At 60.4% G+C, this 16,691-nt stretch carries 15 protein-coding genes; 5 read left to right on the top strand and 10 right to left on the bottom strand.

Features of this window, described 5'->3' with window-relative positions; translation table 11 throughout:
* A complete protein-coding gene (locus VOI22_RS14575) occupies nt 1-873 on the bottom strand; it encodes a bile acid:sodium symporter family protein (protein ID WP_323797190.1) in 873 nt (290 codons plus the stop codon).
* 116 nt (nt 874-989) lie between these two features.
* On the bottom strand, nt 990-1,475 hold the full coding sequence (locus VOI22_RS14570) for an ATP-binding protein (protein ID WP_323797189.1): 486 nt from the start codon (nt 1,473-1,475) through the stop codon (nt 990-992).
* 264 nt (nt 1,476-1,739) lie between these two features.
* On the opposite strand from VOI22_RS14570, the gene VOI22_RS14565 reads away from it, so the two are divergent.
* Both VOI22_RS14565 and VOI22_RS14560 read left to right on the top strand, forming a co-directional pair.
* Nucleotides 1,740-2,408, top strand: coding sequence for a dienelactone hydrolase family protein (locus VOI22_RS14565; RefSeq protein WP_323797188.1), 669 nt, complete (start codon nt 1,740-1,742; stop codon nt 2,406-2,408).
* Nucleotides 2,409-2,648: 240 nt separating this feature from the next.
* On the top strand, nt 2,649-4,259 hold the full coding sequence (locus VOI22_RS14560) for a cation:proton antiporter family protein (protein WP_323797187.1): 1,611 nt from the start codon (nt 2,649-2,651) through the stop codon (nt 4,257-4,259).
* Between the two features lie 34 nt (nt 4,260-4,293).
* Here the strand turns inward: VOI22_RS14560 and VOI22_RS14555 are convergent, their stop codons facing one another.
* Nucleotides 4,294-5,931: a long-chain-fatty-acid--CoA ligase gene (locus VOI22_RS14555; protein ID WP_323797186.1), complete on the bottom strand. Its 1,638-nt coding sequence runs from the start codon at nt 5,929-5,931 to the stop codon at nt 4,294-4,296.
* 157 nt (nt 5,932-6,088) lie between these two features.
* On the opposite strand from VOI22_RS14555, the gene VOI22_RS14550 reads away from it, so the two are divergent.
* Entirely contained in the window at nt 6,089-6,916 is an 828-nt protein-coding gene (locus VOI22_RS14550) for an SDR family NAD(P)-dependent oxidoreductase (protein ID WP_323797185.1), read from the top strand.
* Nucleotides 6,917-6,922: 6 nt separating this feature from the next.
* On the opposite strand, the gene VOI22_RS14545 is transcribed toward VOI22_RS14550, so the two are convergent.
* The 4 genes from VOI22_RS14545 to VOI22_RS14530 form a co-directional block, all read right to left on the bottom strand.
* Nucleotides 6,923-7,921: an MDR family oxidoreductase gene (locus VOI22_RS14545; RefSeq protein WP_323797184.1), complete on the bottom strand. Its 999-nt coding sequence runs from the start codon at nt 7,919-7,921 to the stop codon at nt 6,923-6,925.
* Between the two features lie 2 nt (nt 7,922-7,923).
* Nucleotides 7,924-8,457, bottom strand: a complete 534-nt coding sequence (locus VOI22_RS14540; protein ID WP_323797183.1) for a GNAT family N-acetyltransferase — start codon at nt 8,455-8,457, stop codon at nt 7,924-7,926.
* A gap of 9 nt (nt 8,458-8,466) precedes the next feature.
* The gene (locus tag VOI22_RS14535) at nt 8,467-9,633 is read right to left on the bottom strand and encodes an acetyl-CoA acetyltransferase (RefSeq protein WP_323797182.1); all 1,167 of its coding nucleotides are present in this window, start codon (nt 9,631-9,633) and stop codon (nt 8,467-8,469) included.
* Nucleotides 9,634-9,789: 156 nt separating this feature from the next.
* Nucleotides 9,790-11,118 carry a dihydroorotase gene (locus VOI22_RS14530; protein ID WP_323797181.1) on the bottom strand — a complete coding sequence of 443 codons (1,329 nt, stop codon included), beginning with the start codon at nt 11,116-11,118 and terminating at the stop codon, nt 9,790-9,792.
* A gap of 186 nt (nt 11,119-11,304) precedes the next feature.
* Here VOI22_RS14530 and VOI22_RS14525 point away from each other — a divergent pair, with 186 nt between their 5' ends.
* Together VOI22_RS14525 and VOI22_RS14520 are read left to right on the top strand one after the other, a co-directional pair.
* Nucleotides 11,305-12,456 carry a YjgN family protein gene (locus VOI22_RS14525; protein ID WP_323797180.1) on the top strand — a complete coding sequence of 384 codons (1,152 nt, stop codon included), beginning with the start codon at nt 11,305-11,307 and terminating at the stop codon, nt 12,454-12,456.
* A 4-nt stretch (nt 12,457-12,460) separates the two neighbouring features.
* Nucleotides 12,461-13,522: a M48 family metallopeptidase gene (locus tag VOI22_RS14520; RefSeq protein ID WP_323797179.1), complete on the top strand. Its 1,062-nt coding sequence runs from the start codon at nt 12,461-12,463 to the stop codon at nt 13,520-13,522.
* Here the strand turns inward: VOI22_RS14520 and VOI22_RS14515 are convergent.
* Genes VOI22_RS14515 through VOI22_RS14505 form a run of 3 tightly spaced genes read right to left on the bottom strand, consistent with a single transcriptional unit; the run spans nt 13,519 to nt 16,661 of the window.
* Nucleotides 13,519-14,070, bottom strand: coding sequence for a tetratricopeptide repeat protein (locus tag VOI22_RS14515; RefSeq protein WP_323797178.1), 552 nt, complete (start codon nt 14,068-14,070; stop codon nt 13,519-13,521). The two genes, VOI22_RS14520 and VOI22_RS14515, sit on opposite strands and share 4 nt — an antisense overlap.
* Nucleotides 14,071-14,115: 45 nt before the next feature.
* Complete coding sequence (gene glcF / locus VOI22_RS14510) at nt 14,116-15,423, bottom strand: glycolate oxidase subunit GlcF (RefSeq protein WP_323797177.1); 1,308 nt, start codon at nt 15,421-15,423, stop codon at nt 14,116-14,118.
* Nucleotides 15,424-15,437: 14 nt separating this feature from the next.
* Nucleotides 15,438-16,661, bottom strand: coding sequence for an FAD-binding protein (locus VOI22_RS14505; RefSeq protein ID WP_323797176.1), 1,224 nt, complete (start codon nt 16,659-16,661; stop codon nt 15,438-15,440).
* Nucleotides 16,662-16,691: the final 30 nt, after the last annotated feature.

Below are 16,691 nucleotides of genomic sequence, written 5' to 3'. Positions count from 1 at the left end.
TCACTCGGCATTGGCGGCGGGTATCAGCTTCCGCCGAGCCAGTGCAAGAAACAGCAGCCCGGTTGCGAACATGATCAGGCTGTATGTTGCCGCTGGAATGACGTAGGCGCCGCCGCCAAAGATCAGCACGCCCACCGCGATGGCGAGGGTGCCGTTCTGAAGACCGCATTCGATACAGATCGAAATACGCTGCTCCGGCCCGCTCCCAAGCGACAGTGCTCCGAGGAAGGCGAGCACCATCATGACGATGTTCAGTGCAAGCGTGACCAGTCCGGCTTCGGCAAAATACGCCACCACGTTATCCCGCTCCTGAAGAATTGCGCCCGCGAGGACGAGCACGAAGAACAGAGTCGAGAGTTTGGTGGCGTAGGGAACGCAACGGTCCGTCAAATCGGACACAAAGTGACGCACTGCCATGCCGAGCAGGACCGGCACGGTGACGATCAGGAAAATGCTGATTGCGGTTTTGCCGATTGAGACTTCCCCGGCGAGTGCCTCACCGACAATCTGTTGATAGGCCATGCCCAGAACCAGCGGGATGGTCACCACGCTGAGCAAACTGGCGACGGCAGTCAGCGACACCGAAAGCGCGACGTCTCCTCTCGCCAGCGAGGTCAGGAAATTCGATGTCACACCGCCCGGCGCCACGGCGATCAACATCACTCCCATGGCAATTTCGGGGGCCAAAGGCCAACTGGAAACCAGCAAAAAACCAACGAGCGGCAGGAGCAGCATCTGGAAGACCAATCCAGTCACCATGTCCCGCGGCTGCGTCAGCAAGCGGCCGAAATCGGAAATCCGAAGCCCCAGCCCCAAGGTGAACATCATGAATGCCAGGACCAAGGGCAGGACGATGTCAGTGACGATCCCCATTTCGAACCTCGTTATTCAATTTTGACCGCACCTCGGCGCGCCGAGAATTTCCCCAATATCACAAAGGGTTCGTGAAGGCTTCAAAAGGATGATAACCGCCGGGATCAAGCGTCCTCTCAGAGTACTCCATGCACAATGACGGCAATCCCTTCATTCGGCTCCGGCGTCTCGAAATATCGGGAGATCAGGTCAAAATCCGCATCGCTCGGCGCGAAAGCATGTGTCCCGCTCGCATTGCGCTTGCGGAGACGCTCTCGGCACCGCGCATCGGGCAGGTCGAGATAATGCAGGATCGGCAGGACCTCCGCCTCTTCGGCCACGCCCCGCATCCAGGCCCGCAGCCCCCGTGTGTTGGCCGGAAAATCCAGCGCCACCGACGTGCCTTCACGCAGTAGAGAGACCAGGTGCGGCTCCATGACCGCCCGCAGCCTGGCCGAATAGCGGACATAATCGTCGAAGCTCTGCAGCTCTGGCCCATAGAGTGTGCTCATCCAGTCGTCCTCGCTGATCAGCAGGGAGTCGGACTGACCAGAAAGGCGTTTGGCGAAAGTCGATTTACCGGCGGCAATCTTGCCGCAGAACAGATGCAATATGGTGGACATGGCGCTTTACCGTTTCCGGGGCTTGAAGCCCGGCTGCGGGTTGACCCGCGGGTTTTGGAACAAGGGTTTACAATGACCCGGCCTGCTGGTCAGACCGGGTCGGTAATAACTCGGCACACCACGAGGGTCGCCGCCTTGTTCAGAAGCGCGTTCATGCCTTTTGACTAGCGCATCACACCGAGCCCGTCACGCGGAAACCGCTTTGCCATCTGCAAGCGCTGGCTCTAGAGTTCGCCGCACGGAGCAAAGCCACCGGAGGGACTGATGGGCGAGTTCATGCAATTGACGGCTGCGGACGGACACAAGTTCGACGCATATCTGGCACAGCCGAGCGGCAAGCCCCGCGGCGGCTTGGTTGTCGTTCAGGAGATTTTCGGCATCAACGCGCATATCCAGAGCGTGGTGGACGACTACGCGGCCGAGGGATATCTGGCGATCGCACCGGCCCTGTTCGACCGGATCGAGCCGAAGATCGAGCTCGGCTACGAAGCCGACGACATCGAAAAAGGCCGTGATTACAAGGGCCGCAGCGAGACGGATCCGGCACTGCTGGATATCGCCGCCGCACGGGACACCGTGGCCGCGGCCGGAAAAGTCGGCGTGGTCGGTTATTGCTGGGGCGGTTTCCTTGCCTGGCTGGCTGCAACCCGGATCGACGGCTTCGCCGCCGGCGCCAGTTATTATGGCGGCGGCATCGGCACGGTCGCTGAAGAGAAGCCGAAATGCCCGGTGATCTTCCATTTTGGTGAGCAGGACCACGCCATCCCGAAGGAGGATGTCGAGAAAGTTAAAGCCGCGCATCCGGAACTGACGGTCAACATGTATCCGGCCGGCCACGGCTTCAATTGCGACCATCGCGGCAGCTTCGATGCCACCAGCGCGAAGGTCGCCAAGGAACGCACGCTGGAACTATTCGGCACGCATATCGGATAAGCCGAGCCAGCTCGCCATAATCGCGGTGCCTTGGCTGGCACCGCGATAAGGATGGCACCTCCCACCTGTCAGGTTGGGAGCACGCGTCGCCCAGTGAGACCATTCAAAATGTCTTTGTGAGATTTAGCGGGGCGTCAGGCTCGCAATCTCTTACACTCCTCTGGAATAACGTGGAAATCCGTCGTTTGCGCGACTGACTGTTCAACACTTATCCGTTGTCTCGTAGGTGAGCCCAGACCGTTGGACTCTTATAATATTGCAATCGATTACAGAGACCCTGCATGGATCGCCATAGCATTTCTGTCCGGATTGCTGTTTCGCCAAATCAACCTGCCACCAATGATCGGCTTCCTGGTCGCCGGTTTCGTTCTGCATCTCTTTGGCGCTGAGAGCGATCAGTTCCTTGTCTCCATAGCCGATATGGGCATCACACTGCTGCTGTTCACCATTGGCTTGAAGTTGAGGTTAAGCACGTTGCTGCGCCCGGAGATCTGGGCGACCACGAGCCTCCACATGGGCGCTACGGTTATTCTCGCCGCCGCCTTTATCGCTTCCCTCGGCTGGGCCGGTTTTCTTCTTTTCGAGGGTATGGACTATCAGACCGCGCTGATCATCGCGTTCGCCCTGTCTTTTTCGAGCACAGTCTTCGCCGTCAAGACTCTGGAAGATCGTGGCTCACTGATGTCGCGCTATGGTCAAGCCGCGATCGGCATCCTGGTCATGCAGGATATTGCCGCCGTGGTTTTCTTAGCCTTTTCCGCAGGAAAACTGCCTTCAATCTGGGCGGTATCCCTTCTCGCCCTTATTCCCGCGCGTCATGTGCTGGGGTACCTGATGGAGCGGAGCGGTTATGGCGAACTGCTAGCCGTTTTCGGGTTCAGCATGGCGCTCGGCGGCGCAGCATTGTTCGAGTTGGTGGGCATGAAGGGCGATCTTGGCGCACTCGCGCTGGGAGCGCTATTGGCTAGTCACACCAAGGCCAAACACCTCGCCAATATACTGATGAACTTCAAAGATGTGTTTTTGGTGTGTTTCTTCCTGACCATCGGGCTTACCGGTCTGCCAACATGGGAAACCACAGCAACCGCAATGGTTTTAATGGTTCTCATTCCGATAAAAACGCTCCTTTTCATCTGGCTGTTGACGGTATTCCGGATGCGCGCCAGGGGCTCGACGTTTGGCGGTCTGGTCCTGAGCAATTACTCAGAATTCGGTCTGATCGTTATCGTCATCGCGATTGGCGCGGAGTGGCTTGAGTCCGACTGGTTGACGGTGATCGCTCTGGCATTGTCCATTTCCTTGATTCTCTCCTCTGCCATGAATGTTTACGCGCTAGAGATTTACAGCCGCTTCAGCAATATCTTGGCCAGATGGCAAACTCGAAAACGCTTGATTGGCGATGAAGATATCGATCTTGGCGGGCACCGCATTCTGATCTTTGGAATGGGGCGTGTCGGACGGGCCGCATATGATGAAATGCGCACCCATGCGGAAGACAAAATCATCGGGATCGATTTGGATGAAGCGCAGGTTGAACGAAACCGTGATGAGGGGCGCAACGTTGTACTTGGCGACGCCACAAATCCCGAATTCTGGTCTCGTATCGTGAGACCCCATTTCGGCATTGAAATGATCCTGCTCTCGATGTCGAAGCATCAATCCAATATCGATGCCGCAAGGCAGATGCGTGAGCGCGGTTATGAAGGTCCGATCGTCTCCACATCGCTTTTCCCGGACCAGGAACAGGAACTCCTGGAAAATGGGATCGACGAGGTTTTCAACATCTATGACGAGGCCGGCAGCGCCGCCGCCACACGCATGCACGGACTGTTGGAAAGCCATAGGCAATGAGTATAGGCCTGCCCATCAACCCAAGACCGCGCCGTCACACTCCGGGCAGCCGGTAGTCCCTGAACTGCTCCCGCAAGGACATCTTGGACAGCTTGCCGGTTGCCGTGTGGGGAAGTTCGTCGACGAACACAACGTCATCCGGCAGCCACCATTTCGCGACCCTGTCGCCGAGGAATTCCTGCATCTCCCCGGCGGTCAGCCGCGCTCCGTCCTGCAGCACCGTAATAAGCAACGGCCGCTCTACCCATTTCGGGTGCGGTACCGCGATCACCGCGCATTCCGCCACATCCGGATGCGCCAGTGCCGCGCTCTCCAGATCAATAGAGCTGATCCATTCCCCACCCGACTTGATGACATCCTTGGTCCGGTCCACGAGGAACAGGAAGCCGTCCAGATCGATCCGGGCCACATCTCCGGTCTTCAGCCAGCCCTCTTCGTCGAACGCCCCGTCCGTCGCTTCGTCGTCATTGAAATAGGCGCTCATGATGGCGGCCCCACGCACATGCAGCTCGCCGAAAGCAACGCCGTCATGAGGCAGGCGCGTGCCCTCCCCGTCGACGATCTTGAACTCGACTCCGAACATGCGGCGGCCCTGCGCCGTCTTCAGATGCATACGCTCTTCTTCCGGCAGAGCTCGCTGCCGGGCATAAAAGACACCGACCGATCCAACTGGGCTCATCTCGCTCATCCCCCAGCCATGCACGACGGTGACACCGAAATCGCGCTCGAATTCCTCGATCATCGGTTTCGGCGCGGCGGAGCCGCCGATCAGCACACAATCGAACCCGTCCGGCTTGCGGCCCTGCTTGCGCATCTCGGCGAGCAGACCGAACCAGACCGTCGGCACCCCCCAACTGGTATTGACCTTTTCCTGATCCATGAAAGCGAAAAGCCCCGGCCCGTCGAGGCGCGGCCCCGGCAGCACGAAATCGGTGCCGACAAGCGGCGCGGCGAAGGGCAGGCCCCAGGCGTTGACGTGAAATAGTGGCACCACCGGCAGAAGCGAGCGTTCGGGGCTGAGACCGATGCTTTGCCCGACCGCCAGCAATCCCATGGTGTGGATCAACGTCGAGCGATGGGAATAGAGCACGCCCTTTGGATTGCCAGTTGTCCCCGAGGTGTAGCAGAGCCCGGACGCCTGACGTTCATCCAGATCGGGCCAGATGATGGTGTCCGGCTGCCCTGCCAGCAGATCCTCGTATGCCAGAACGTTCAGACTGGTTTCCGGTAAATCTTCAGCCGCGCACATCACCACATAGCGCAGGTCCGACGGCAACCGGTCTGCCAGCTTTTCCACCAGCGGCAGAAAACTCGTTTCCAGAAACAGAATCCGATCTTCGGCATGTCCGATGATGTAGAGGATCTGGTCTTCGAAGAGGCGCGGGTTGATGGTGTGGCAAACCGCGCCAATACCGGAGATCGCGTAATAGAGTTCGAAATGCCGGTAGCCGTTCCAGGCCAGCGTCGCCACCCGGTCACCGTCCCCGATACCCAGCGTGCGGAGCGCGTAGGCCAGCCGGGAGACGCGCTTGTGCGCATCGGCATAACTGTAGCGGTGCACATCCCCCTCGACCCGGGCGGAGATCACCTGGGCATCGCCGTGAATTTCGGCGGCAAAATCAAGGATGCTCGGAACCGTCAGGGGACGGTCCATCATATTGCCTGGCAGCATGTATTTCCTCCCTCGCGCGCGCCCGCTCTCCGGCTGGCTGTGTCGCGATCCAGGAGGACTCTAGCAAGGCCGGGCGGGCTTTGAACAGATGCCCCGGCGTTGCTAGAGACGCAAAGGCGCGCGATAGTCCACCAGTCGAGCAGACTGGGAGGGCTTCATGACACATCCAGCATTTACCAAAGGAAATGTCGCCGTCGTTACCGGCGCGGCTCTTGGCATCGGCCGTGCCGCCGCACTGAGATTCGCGGAGATGGGTCTGAAGGTGTGTCTGGCCGATCTGCCATCAGACGATCTGGTTACCGCGGCAGCGGAGGTCATCGCGAAGGCGGACGATGCCGCGAATATCATAGCCATCCCGACCGACGTCTCATCGCCGGACCAGATGCGGAAACTGGAAGAAACCGTGCGGGAGAAATTCGGAGGCGCGGATATCCTGCTGAACAATGCCGCCTCGCGCGCCGGGCGCGGGTTCGACGCCGATATCGAGGACTGGCGCCAGCTGGTCGAGGTCAATCTCTGGGGGGTGATCTACGGCACGCGCGCCTTCCTGCCGGGCATGCGGGCACGGGGTACGCCGGCCGTAATCGTCAATACTGGCTCCAAGCAGGGCATCACCAACCCGCCCGGCCACCCGGTTTACAATCTCAGCAAGGCGGCGGTGAAATCCTACACGGAAAGCCTAGCCCATGAGCTACGCAGCATCGGCGTGGAAAACGTGACGGCGCACCTGCTGGTACCTGGCTGGACGACGACGGGCAAGAACGAGCATCGGCCCGGCGCCTGGCTACCAGACCAGGTGGTAGAGCGCATGCTGCAAGGGATCGAGGCCGGGTCATTCTATATCGTCTGCCCGGATGATGAAGTCAGCGAAGAAGAAGATCGCCGGCGCATCCTCTGGGGCGCGGGCGACATCACGGAGGACCGCCCGGCCCTTTCCCGGTGGGACCCAACCGTCGAGCACGCCTATCACAAGTTCGAGCCGTGAGCCGGATTAGCCGCCCGCGATCTCGACCACTGTCCGGCCGCGCACGGCGCCCTTGAGGATCGCCTTGCCCAGTTCCGGCAGGTCTTCCATCTTGTGGCGCTCGATCATGTGATGCAGCTTCCGCATCGGAAGCTCCTTCGCGATCCGCTGCCAGACCTGCAGTCGGCGCTCTTTCGGGCACATTACGCTGTCGATGCCGAGGATGCTGACGCCGCGCAGCAGGAAGGGCAGTACGGTGGTGTTCAGGTCATTCCCACCGGCAAGGCCAACTGCCGCAACGGCGCTGCCGTATTTCATCTGGGTCAGCAGGTTCGAGAGCGTGACTCCGGCAACATTGTCGATGCATCCGGCAAACCGTTCGGCCGCCAGCGGGCGTGACGGCGCCTCTGCCAGCTCCGCCCGGTCGATCACCTGGGAGACGCCAAGATCGCGGAGGTAATCCGCCTGCTCCGGACGTCCGGTCGATCCGGCGACGCTATAGCCAAGGTTGGAAAGGATCGCTGTCGCGACACTGCCGACACCACCGGCCGCCCCGGTTACCAGCACCTCGCCCTGATCCTTCGTCATGCCATGCCGTTCCAGCGTGTCTACAGCCAGCATCGCAGTGAAACCTGCAGTGCCGATTGCCATGGCGTCGTCGAGCCCGATCCCGTCCGGCAGTTTTACCAGCCAATCGCCCTTCACCCGCGCCAGTTCGGCATAGCCGCCCCAGTGCATCTCACCAACACGCCAACCGGTCAGCACGACCTTGTCGCCCGGCTTGAAATCAGGGTGTTCGGAAGTCTCGACCGTGCCGGAGAAATCGACGCCCGGAATATGCGGATAATTCCGCACCAGACGGCCGATTCCGTTCAGTACCATGCCGTCCTTGTAGTTCAGCGTCGTGTAGGCGACACGCACGGTGACATCGCCGTCCGGCAAGTCCGTCACCGGCACCTGCTCGATTGCCGCCGAGACTTTCCTGTCCGCCTCGCGCAGCAGCACGGCCTTGAATGTGTCGCTCATCTTTATCTCCCTGCTCCCAGTGGCTTTCGCATCGCCACCCGTTTTTCGCTTGGAAAATTCACCGCTTCCGATTGCCATATATGCCGGAGCGGCTCATCCATTTCATCCGGCGCCACGATGCCAAAACCGAGGCGCTCATAGTATGGCGCATTCCACGGTACATCGACGAAGGTTGTAAGGCTGATATCTGCGATGCCCCTGCCGGCGAAGAAGCGCTCCACCGCATTCAGGATTGCAGCGCCCCGGCGCGCGCCAGCATGGTCCGGATGCACGTCGAGTTCACGGATATGCAGCCCGTCACCCAAAATTGTGAGGTGCGCCGCACCGACCGGACGGTCATCGGCATCGACCGTGACCCAGAGCCACCAATTGTCCTGGGCTGCGGCAAGGGTCTCCGCATCGTCAACCGGATCACCGGCCGCTTCGGGATAGGGCGTATCGAGAAACATGCGCCCCGCCGCCCGCTGGATGTCCCGGACGATCTCGATTTCGTCCGGGCGCGCCAGCCGGCACGGGCCGCCGCTATTATCCGTCATCGCAAGCCTTTAGCGCAGCGGCTCGAGGATCGAGACGTAGTTCGCCACGGCAGCCCCGCCCATGTTGAAGATACCGCCCATCTTGGCCCCCTTGATCTGCATGTCGCCGGCATCGCCGCGCAATTGCATGGAGGTCAGGACGTGCATCGAAACGCCGGTGGCCCCAATCGGGTGCCCCTTGGCCTTCAAACCGCCGGACGGGTTGACCGGCAGCCTGCCGTCCTTGTGGGTCCAGCCTTCCTTCACGGCGCGGGCACCCTGCCCCGGAGCGGTCAGCCCCATAGCCTCGTACTCGATCAACTCGGCGATGGTGAAGCAGTCATGGGTCTCGACAAAGCTGAGATCGTCCAGACCGACCCCGGCGACACCGAGCGCCTGTCTCCAGGCCTCGCCACAGCCCTCGAACTGGATGATGTCGCGCTTGGACAGCGGTAGGAAGTCGTTCACCTGCGCAGCCGCCCGGAAGGCGATGGCCTTGTCCCGGCCGAGCGCGGTCTCGACATCGGTCAGCACCAGCGCCGCCGCGCCGTCGGAGACCAGCGAGCAGTCGGTACGCTTCAGCGGACCAGCGACAAACGGGTTCTTCTCGGACTCGTTCCGGCAGAACTCGTAGCCGAGATCCTTGCGCATCTGGGCATAGGGATTGTGCACGCCATTGGCATGGTTCTTCGCCGCAATCATGGCCAGCGCATCGGACTGGTCACCATGGCGCTGGTAATAGGCCTGGGCTATCTGACCGAAGACCCCGGCGAAACCGCCTTCAATACCGGCCTCTTCCTTCAGATAGCTCGCCTTCAGCAGCGTCTCGCCGATCTGCTTGCCCGGCAACTTGGTCATCTGCTCGACCCCAACACAGAGCACGACGCGCGCTTTCTTTGCGGCAATCAGGTGCAGCCCCTGATGCACAGCGGCACTGCCGGTGGCGCAGGCATTTTCGACACGAGTAGCCGGCTTGAATCGGAAGTCGTCGGAGCTCTGGAACACCAGGCTGGCGGTGAAGTCCTGGGGAGAGAAACCGCCATTGAAATGGCCGAGATAGACGGCATCCACGTCCTTCGGCTCGAAACCCGCATCCGCCACGGCTTCCGCCGCGACCTTGACGATCATGCTTTCGACATCTTCGCCCTCATGCTTGCCGAAGGGCATATGGGACCAGCCGACGATACATCCGGTCATGAGACTTTCTCCCTGATTGTCAGCGCCGTTCGTATACGGCTTTGGTTTTCCCTAGCAGAAATCGGAGGACGAGTCCCAGCCTACAATGCTGCACTGCGGGATGTAAGCGGTGCCAATCCGGAAAGACCGCCCGTCAGGTAAAGCGCTTCCGAACGCTTACAGTGTCTCGACGAACTTGACCGGCGCACCAGTTGCCTTACCGACAAGCTCGTCCTCACGCATCACGATATTACCGCGCACCAGCGTCGCCATCACCCAGCCCGTGACTTTCTTACCGTCATAAGGAGTCCAGCCGCATTTGCTGGCGATCCAGTCGTTCGTGATGGTGCGCTTCGCCTTCAGATCAACGATGGCGAAGTCGGCATCGTAGCCTTTGGCGATCCGGCCCTTGCAAGCGATGTTGTAGACCCGCTGCGGGCCGGCCGAGGTCAGCTCGACCAGGCGGCGCAGGGACAACCGTCCCTCATTCATATGGTTCAGCATGTTGACCAGCAGGGTCTGCACCCCGGTCATGCCGCTCGGCGTCTGCGGATAGGGCTTCGCCTTTTCCTCCAGCGTGTGCGGCGCATGGTCGGAGCCGATCACGTCGACCACACCCTGCTCAATGGCACGCCAGAGCGCGTCCTGATGATGCTTCTCGCGCACCGGCGGGTTCATCTGGGCGAGCGACCCCAGTTCCTCGTAACAATCCGGCGCGGCCAGGGTGAGATGATTCGGCGTCACCTCGACGGTGGCGATATCCTTGTTGGCGGCGAGGATGTCCATCTCCTCTGCTGTCGTCACATGCAGGATATGCACAGGCCGCCCGGCATCGCGGGCGAGCTTCAGAATGCGATTGGTCGCAAGGACGGCGGTTTCCTCGTCGCGCCAGATATTGTGGACGCGGGGATGGCCTTCTTTCTCGGCGATATGCTTGCGCTCTTCCAGCCGGTATTCGTCCTCGGCGTGAACGGCAAAGCGGCGGCGCCCGTCGGCGAGGATCTTCGCCAGCGTCTCGTCATCCTTGGCCAGCAGGGAGCCGGTCGAGGAGCCCATGAAGATCTTGATGCCGGGGCAACCCGGCAGGTTTTCATATTCGTGCAGCTTGCCGACATTCTCCGCCGAGCCACCGACAAAGAAGGCGAAGTCGACCCAGCCGCCAGCACTCGCGCGGGCGATCTTGTCAGCATGGGTTTCCGGCGTCAGCGTCAGCGGGTTGGTGTTCGGCATCTCGAAAATCGCCGTCACCCCGCCCATGGCCGCCGCCATGGTGCCGTGCGCGATGTCTTCCTTATGCTCCGCACCCGGCTCCCGGAAGTGCACCTGGGTGTCGATTACACCGGGCAGCACATGCAGGCCCGAAGCGTCGAACACCTCCGCCGCAGATCCGGCATCGAAACTGCCAAGCCCGGCAATCTTGCCATCCTTCACCCCGATATCCATCGCCTCGATCGCGCCGGGCGTGGCGACGGTACCGTTCTTGATGATCAGATCGTATGAGGACATGGAAGCGGGCCTTTCAGGAGGATTCAGAAGCGGACGCCTAGCGATACAACCGGACGCGCGCCCAGACAAGCCGGAGCGCGTCAATTGTACATCGCACCATTTTTTGAGAACCCGCAGGTGACATGAATTGCATCGCAGGGTACGACAATAGCGGGGATACAACGTCTACGTGATTTGGGGGCATTGATGACGTTTGAAAGCAGTGGTGCTGGCAGCATCGGGACTGTCGGGGAAAAGGACATTCCGGCTCACAAGCTGGAGTTCGACACGACAGGCAAAGGTGGGCTGATCGGTCTGCACATCGTTAATATGATCTTCATGATCCTGACCCTGATGCTTTACCGGTTCTGGGCATTGACACGAGTCCGCCGGGCGATATGGCCCCGTATGCGCCTGGAAGGGTCGCCTTTCGAATATGTCGGTACAGGCCTTGAGATCTTTATCGGCTTCCTGAAAGTGTTTTTTGTATTTTTACTGCCCATCGCCTTACTCAATAACTGGGCAAGCCAGAAAATTTTCGTGGACGCTCAGGCAGGGACGTTTTCCCGCCCTCTGTTTCTTTTATATTTTTTCTCGCCGATAGCCCTCTGGGCCCTCTATTCAGCCGCGCGTTTTCTGGCTTTCAGATACAGGGTCAATCGAACTCAATGGAGGTCAATACGGGGAGCGGTTCAGGGCAAAGCATATATCTATGCGGCCAATGCCTTGGCCGCTCTTGCACTGACCGTCTGTACGTTGGGTTTCGCCAAGCCATGGACCGACATCTGGCTGTTCAAATACAAGATGAACAATGCCTCTTTCGGCAAAAGAAACTTCAGTTACGAGGGGGCGGTCCGTGAAATCCTGCCTTCTTACCTGATTTTCCTTGTCTGCATCCTCGCGTTTCTCGGTCTTTACATCGGGTCGCAATGGGGTTTTATTTCCGACCTGATGTCGATCGACGCATCATCGGCACAAGATCAATCAACCATCCGGATCACTCCACCATCGGTTCCCCCGTTCGGCTATCTGGCTATAGTGGGCCTCATGGCAGCTATAGCCTTTCTCAATTATCAACTGACCTTCTGGCGCAGCGCTGCCAGTCATACAAGTTTCGGCGCAACCCGCTTCGAGTTCACCCCGACACGATTTCAGGCCATCAGATTGATTGTCGGAAACTGGTTGATCGCAGTGCTGTCTCTTGGGCTGCTAGCGCCGTTTGTCTGGCTGAGAAAAGGTAAGTTCATGGCCAACCACCTTACGATACTCGGTGACCTCGACAGCTCATCCCTCGTCCAGTCGGATCTTGATGTGGGGTCGACTGGTGAAGGGTTCCTCACCGATTTCGATGTCGCCTGACGCCATGAGCTCACATTTCTTCGACGGGTCATCGCCAAAGCGCTATGAAGCCACTCTAAAGATTCGGCCCGAAGGTATCTCGTTCGAGACTGAACGCGGCACCCTGGACTGGCGATACGAGGACCTGATCAGGCTCTGGGATTATCGCCCCGGGGAGCATCTTGCCCTCACTCATGGAAAGCATCAGGACTCTCGGCTGGTGATCGAGGAAGCTGACGCAATTTCCGAGATCGGCCAGCATGCTCCAAATCTGGTGAACCGGAGTCGTGAGCGCCTGAAGTCTGTGCGCATTGCAGGCGCGCTCGCCGGCGGCATCCTTCTTCTGGTTGCGGCCATCTATTTCCTCGTGCCGCCGATCGCAGACCGTATGGCTCGGGCCATGCCTTGGTCATTCGAAGCGAAGGATGCGCCTGAACTGGCGCAGCTCGAACGATTTATAGGCAAGACGTGTACTGCCTCGCGCCCCAATCAGGTGCTCTATGACATGACTGACCGGCTTCTGGCGGCAGCGAATTTTCCACACCCCATTACAGTCGGCGTAACCAATCGCAAGACACCCAATGCCTTCACCTTTCCGGGCGGGAAGATTGTTCTGCTGCGCGGCCTGATCGACAAAGCCCGGACACCGAATGAAGTTGCAGCGGTCATCGGTCACGAGATCGGGCATGTGGTGAATCGAGACCATACCGAGCGCTGGATACGCAACAACGTGCTAAGCGCCGCGACGACGATGCTGTTCGGTTTCAATCCCACCGGATCAATCGGCGAGTCCCTTTTCCAGTCGGGTCTCGCGCTGTCTTTCTCGCGGGAGGATGAGCGAGATGCGGATGCCTTCGCCATCGACCTGTTGAACCAGCTCGATCTCGACCCGAGCGGCGGCGCGGCTTTCTTCAAGCGGCTGTCCAGGTCAGGTGGGCTTGGTGAAATCCTGCCCGACTACCTCAATACACACCCCGAAAGCGAAGGACGCGCCGAGTATTTCCGGGAACACGGCACGGGGACAAAGCAAGCGCTGTCACCGGCGGACTGGCTGATCCTGAAACAGATATGTGTAACGACGGGCTAAAGCGGCTCGCCCGCTTTCTCTTCTTCCAGCGCTACGAGACGTTCCTCGATCCAGGGCATGTGCGGATTGATTTCGAGTGCGGCCGTGAAGGCCTTGATGGCGCCATCTGCACTCTCGATCTGCTCATATATCAGACCGAGGCCGGACAATGCGCCAAAGTGACGGGGTTCCAGTGCCAGCGTGCGCTCGATATCCCGCACTGATCCCGCCACGTCTCCGGTGAGATAAAGCAAGGTCGCACGTTTGTTCCAGCCTTCGGCAAAATCGGGATCGATCTCGACAATCGTGCTGAAGATCCGGATCGCCTCTTCCAACCGTCCCGCATTCATCAGCAATACGCCGCGCTGGAAACGGAGATCGATTTCAGCGTCCGAGCCATGCTGGGACCAGATGGCCCAGATCTCGCGCTCAATATAGCGGGCGTCGGTTGTAGAGGCGGCAGCCTTAAGCTCAGCAAACAACGGATCAAGGCGCGTGTCGGTTTGGTCCGCCGAAACAGGGAAAGCGAGGAATATGGCAAACAGGGCCGTGAGGATCAGTCTCAGCATAATTCTGACATAGATCCCGACACCGCTCCGCCAAGGGCCTCCCGATCACGCGTTCTCAAGCGCTTCCGGTTTAGGCCCGCCGGTCGCCCAGTCGAGCAGCTCCACCGTATGCACCACCGGCACGCCACTGCCTGACGCGATCTGCGTGATACAACCAAGATTGCCCGCCGCGATCACTTCCGGCGCGGTCTTGGCAAGATTGGCCAGCTTGCGGTCCCGCAGTCGGGTGGCGATCTTCGGCTGCAGCATGTTGTAGGTGCCGGCCGAACCGCAACAGAGATGCCCTTCCGGCACATCCTTCACCGCAAAGCCCGCCTTGCGCAGCAGGGCCTGGGGCAGGCTCTTGATCTTCTGGCCGTGCTGCATGGAGCAGGCGGAATGATAGGTCACCCGCAGCCCGTCCCCGGCGCTGCTCTCCGGCAGGTCGAGATCCGTCAGCAGCTCGGTGATGTCTTTCGCCTTGCCCGCGATCCGCGCCGCCTTCTCTGCGTAGGCCTTATCCTCGCGCAACAGGAAGCCGTAATCCTTCACCGTCGTGCCGCAGCCGGACGCATTGATGACGACGGCATCAAGACCGCCTTCCTGCTCTTCCAGCGCCGCCCAGGCATCGATATTCGCGCGGGCCGAGGCCTTCGCCGCTTCTTCCTTGCCCATGTGATGGGTCAGCGCGCCACAGCAGCCGGCCTCTTTCGGTACCACCACCTCGACATTGTGGCGGGTGAGCAGACGGATAGTCGCATCGTTGATCGACGGCGCGAGCGCCTTCTGGGCGCACCCGGCAAGCATCGCCACCCGGAGCTTGCGCGGCCCCACGGCAGCATGTGTACCCGGCTTTTCAAGCGAGCTGCGCGCAGGAAGCTGTTTCGGTGCGAGGGACAGCATGGCCTTTACCCTGCCGCCGAGCGCATCGCCAAAGAGACCGGCGAACGGCCGCGCCATCGCCGCACCAAGCAGAGCGAAGCGGAACCGGTTCGGGTGTGGCAGCAGCCAAGCCAGCAGCGAGCGCAAGGCGCGGTCCAGCAGCGGCCGGCTATAGGTCTGCTCGATATGGGCCCGGGCATGATCGACCAGATGCATGTAGTTCACGCCGGAGGGACACGTCGTCATGCAGGACAGGCAGGAAAGGCAGCGGTCGACATGCCGGACCACCTCGTCATTCGCCGGCTTGTCATTCTCCAGCATGTCCTTGATCAGATAAATCCGGCCGCGCGGGCTATCCAGCTCGTCTCCGAGCAGCACAAAAGTCGGGCAGGTCGCGGTACAGAACCCGCAATGCACGCACTTGCGCAGGATGCTTTCAGATTCTTTGACCGCCGGGTCGGCGAGCTGGGCGAGGGTAAAATTCGTCTGCATTATATCTCGCCCTCTCAGACGCCCGCATACATGCGGCCGGGGTTGAGAATGTGTTTCGGATCAAAACTTTCCTTGAGGCGCAGGCTGAGCGCTGCAATTGCATCCGGTTGCGGATGGAAAACCGGAACGGCCGCCCGCACCTCCTGCCCGGCGCGCACCAGCGTCGCATGCCCGCCCGCAGCCGAAACGGCAGTCCGCACAGCCTCCGCTCCGGCATCGTCCGAGGCCGGAAGCTGCAGCCAGATCAGGCCGCCTGCCCAGTCGGAGAACCAGGCAGCGCCTTCCATCGCGGACAGCGTCTCTGCGACCTCAGCTCCCGCGGACGGCGGCACGGAAATGCGCCAGACCGGATTGGACATCGGTGCAACCAGATACTGCACATCACGCACTTCTCGCCAGAAACCCTGACTGTTCATCGTGTGCAGTTCCTCGACCGCCCCGAACGTGGACAGCTCCTCGCGCAGATCAGCGCAACGGCGCTCGACGGACGGGCCGAACCCCTCGATCCGCAGTGCCGCAACCGACGTGCCAGCGCCCTTGATATAGGAGACAGCGGACTTCCTGGTGAGATCCGCCGGCACATAGGCGGCGGCGGAGACTTCATAGGCGCTATTCATGGCCGCACTCATGGCTTTCACTGCCGCACCGGCATCGAGGCCGAGCACAAGCACCGTGTAGACCTTCTCCGGCGAGGGCAGGACCTTCACGTCGATCTTCGTCACCGCGGCCAGCGTTCCGTAAGAGCCGCAGATCACCTTCGGCAGATCGTAACCGGTGACGTTCTTCACCACCCGGGCGCCGGACTTGAACTGTTCGGCCCGCCCGCTGACTGCCTCGAAGCCGAGCAGATGATCCCGGGCCGAGCCCGCCTTGATACGGCGCGGCCCGCCACTGTTGATCATCAGCGCGCCGGCAAGGCTTCCTTCGGACGATGCGCCACCGAGCAGAGCCGTCAGATCCATCGGCTCGAAGGCGAGCATCTGGTGGTTCTCGGCCAGCAGCTTTTCAACCTCGGCCATCGGGGTAGAGGGATAGGCGGTAAGGACCAGTTCCGCAGGCTCGTAGTCGATCACGCCGGAAAGCCCCGACAGGTCCAGCATGGTCTCTGCCTGGAAAGGCCGCCCCAGAGCGCGCTTGCTGCTCCGCCCGACAATCTCCAGCGGCTCCCCATTGGAGACCGCCCAGGCGACGGCTTCCTCAACCTGTTTGCTGTCTTCCGGCTTAAACGTCGATGCCATGTGTCGTCCCTGTTGCCCCGATGCGGCCTG

The sequence above is a fragment of the Nisaea sp. genome, assembly GCF_034670185.1.
Taxonomy (GTDB): domain Bacteria; phylum Pseudomonadota; class Alphaproteobacteria; order Thalassobaculales; family Thalassobaculaceae; genus Nisaea.
This window is presented reverse-complemented; position numbering and strand designations above follow the sequence as displayed.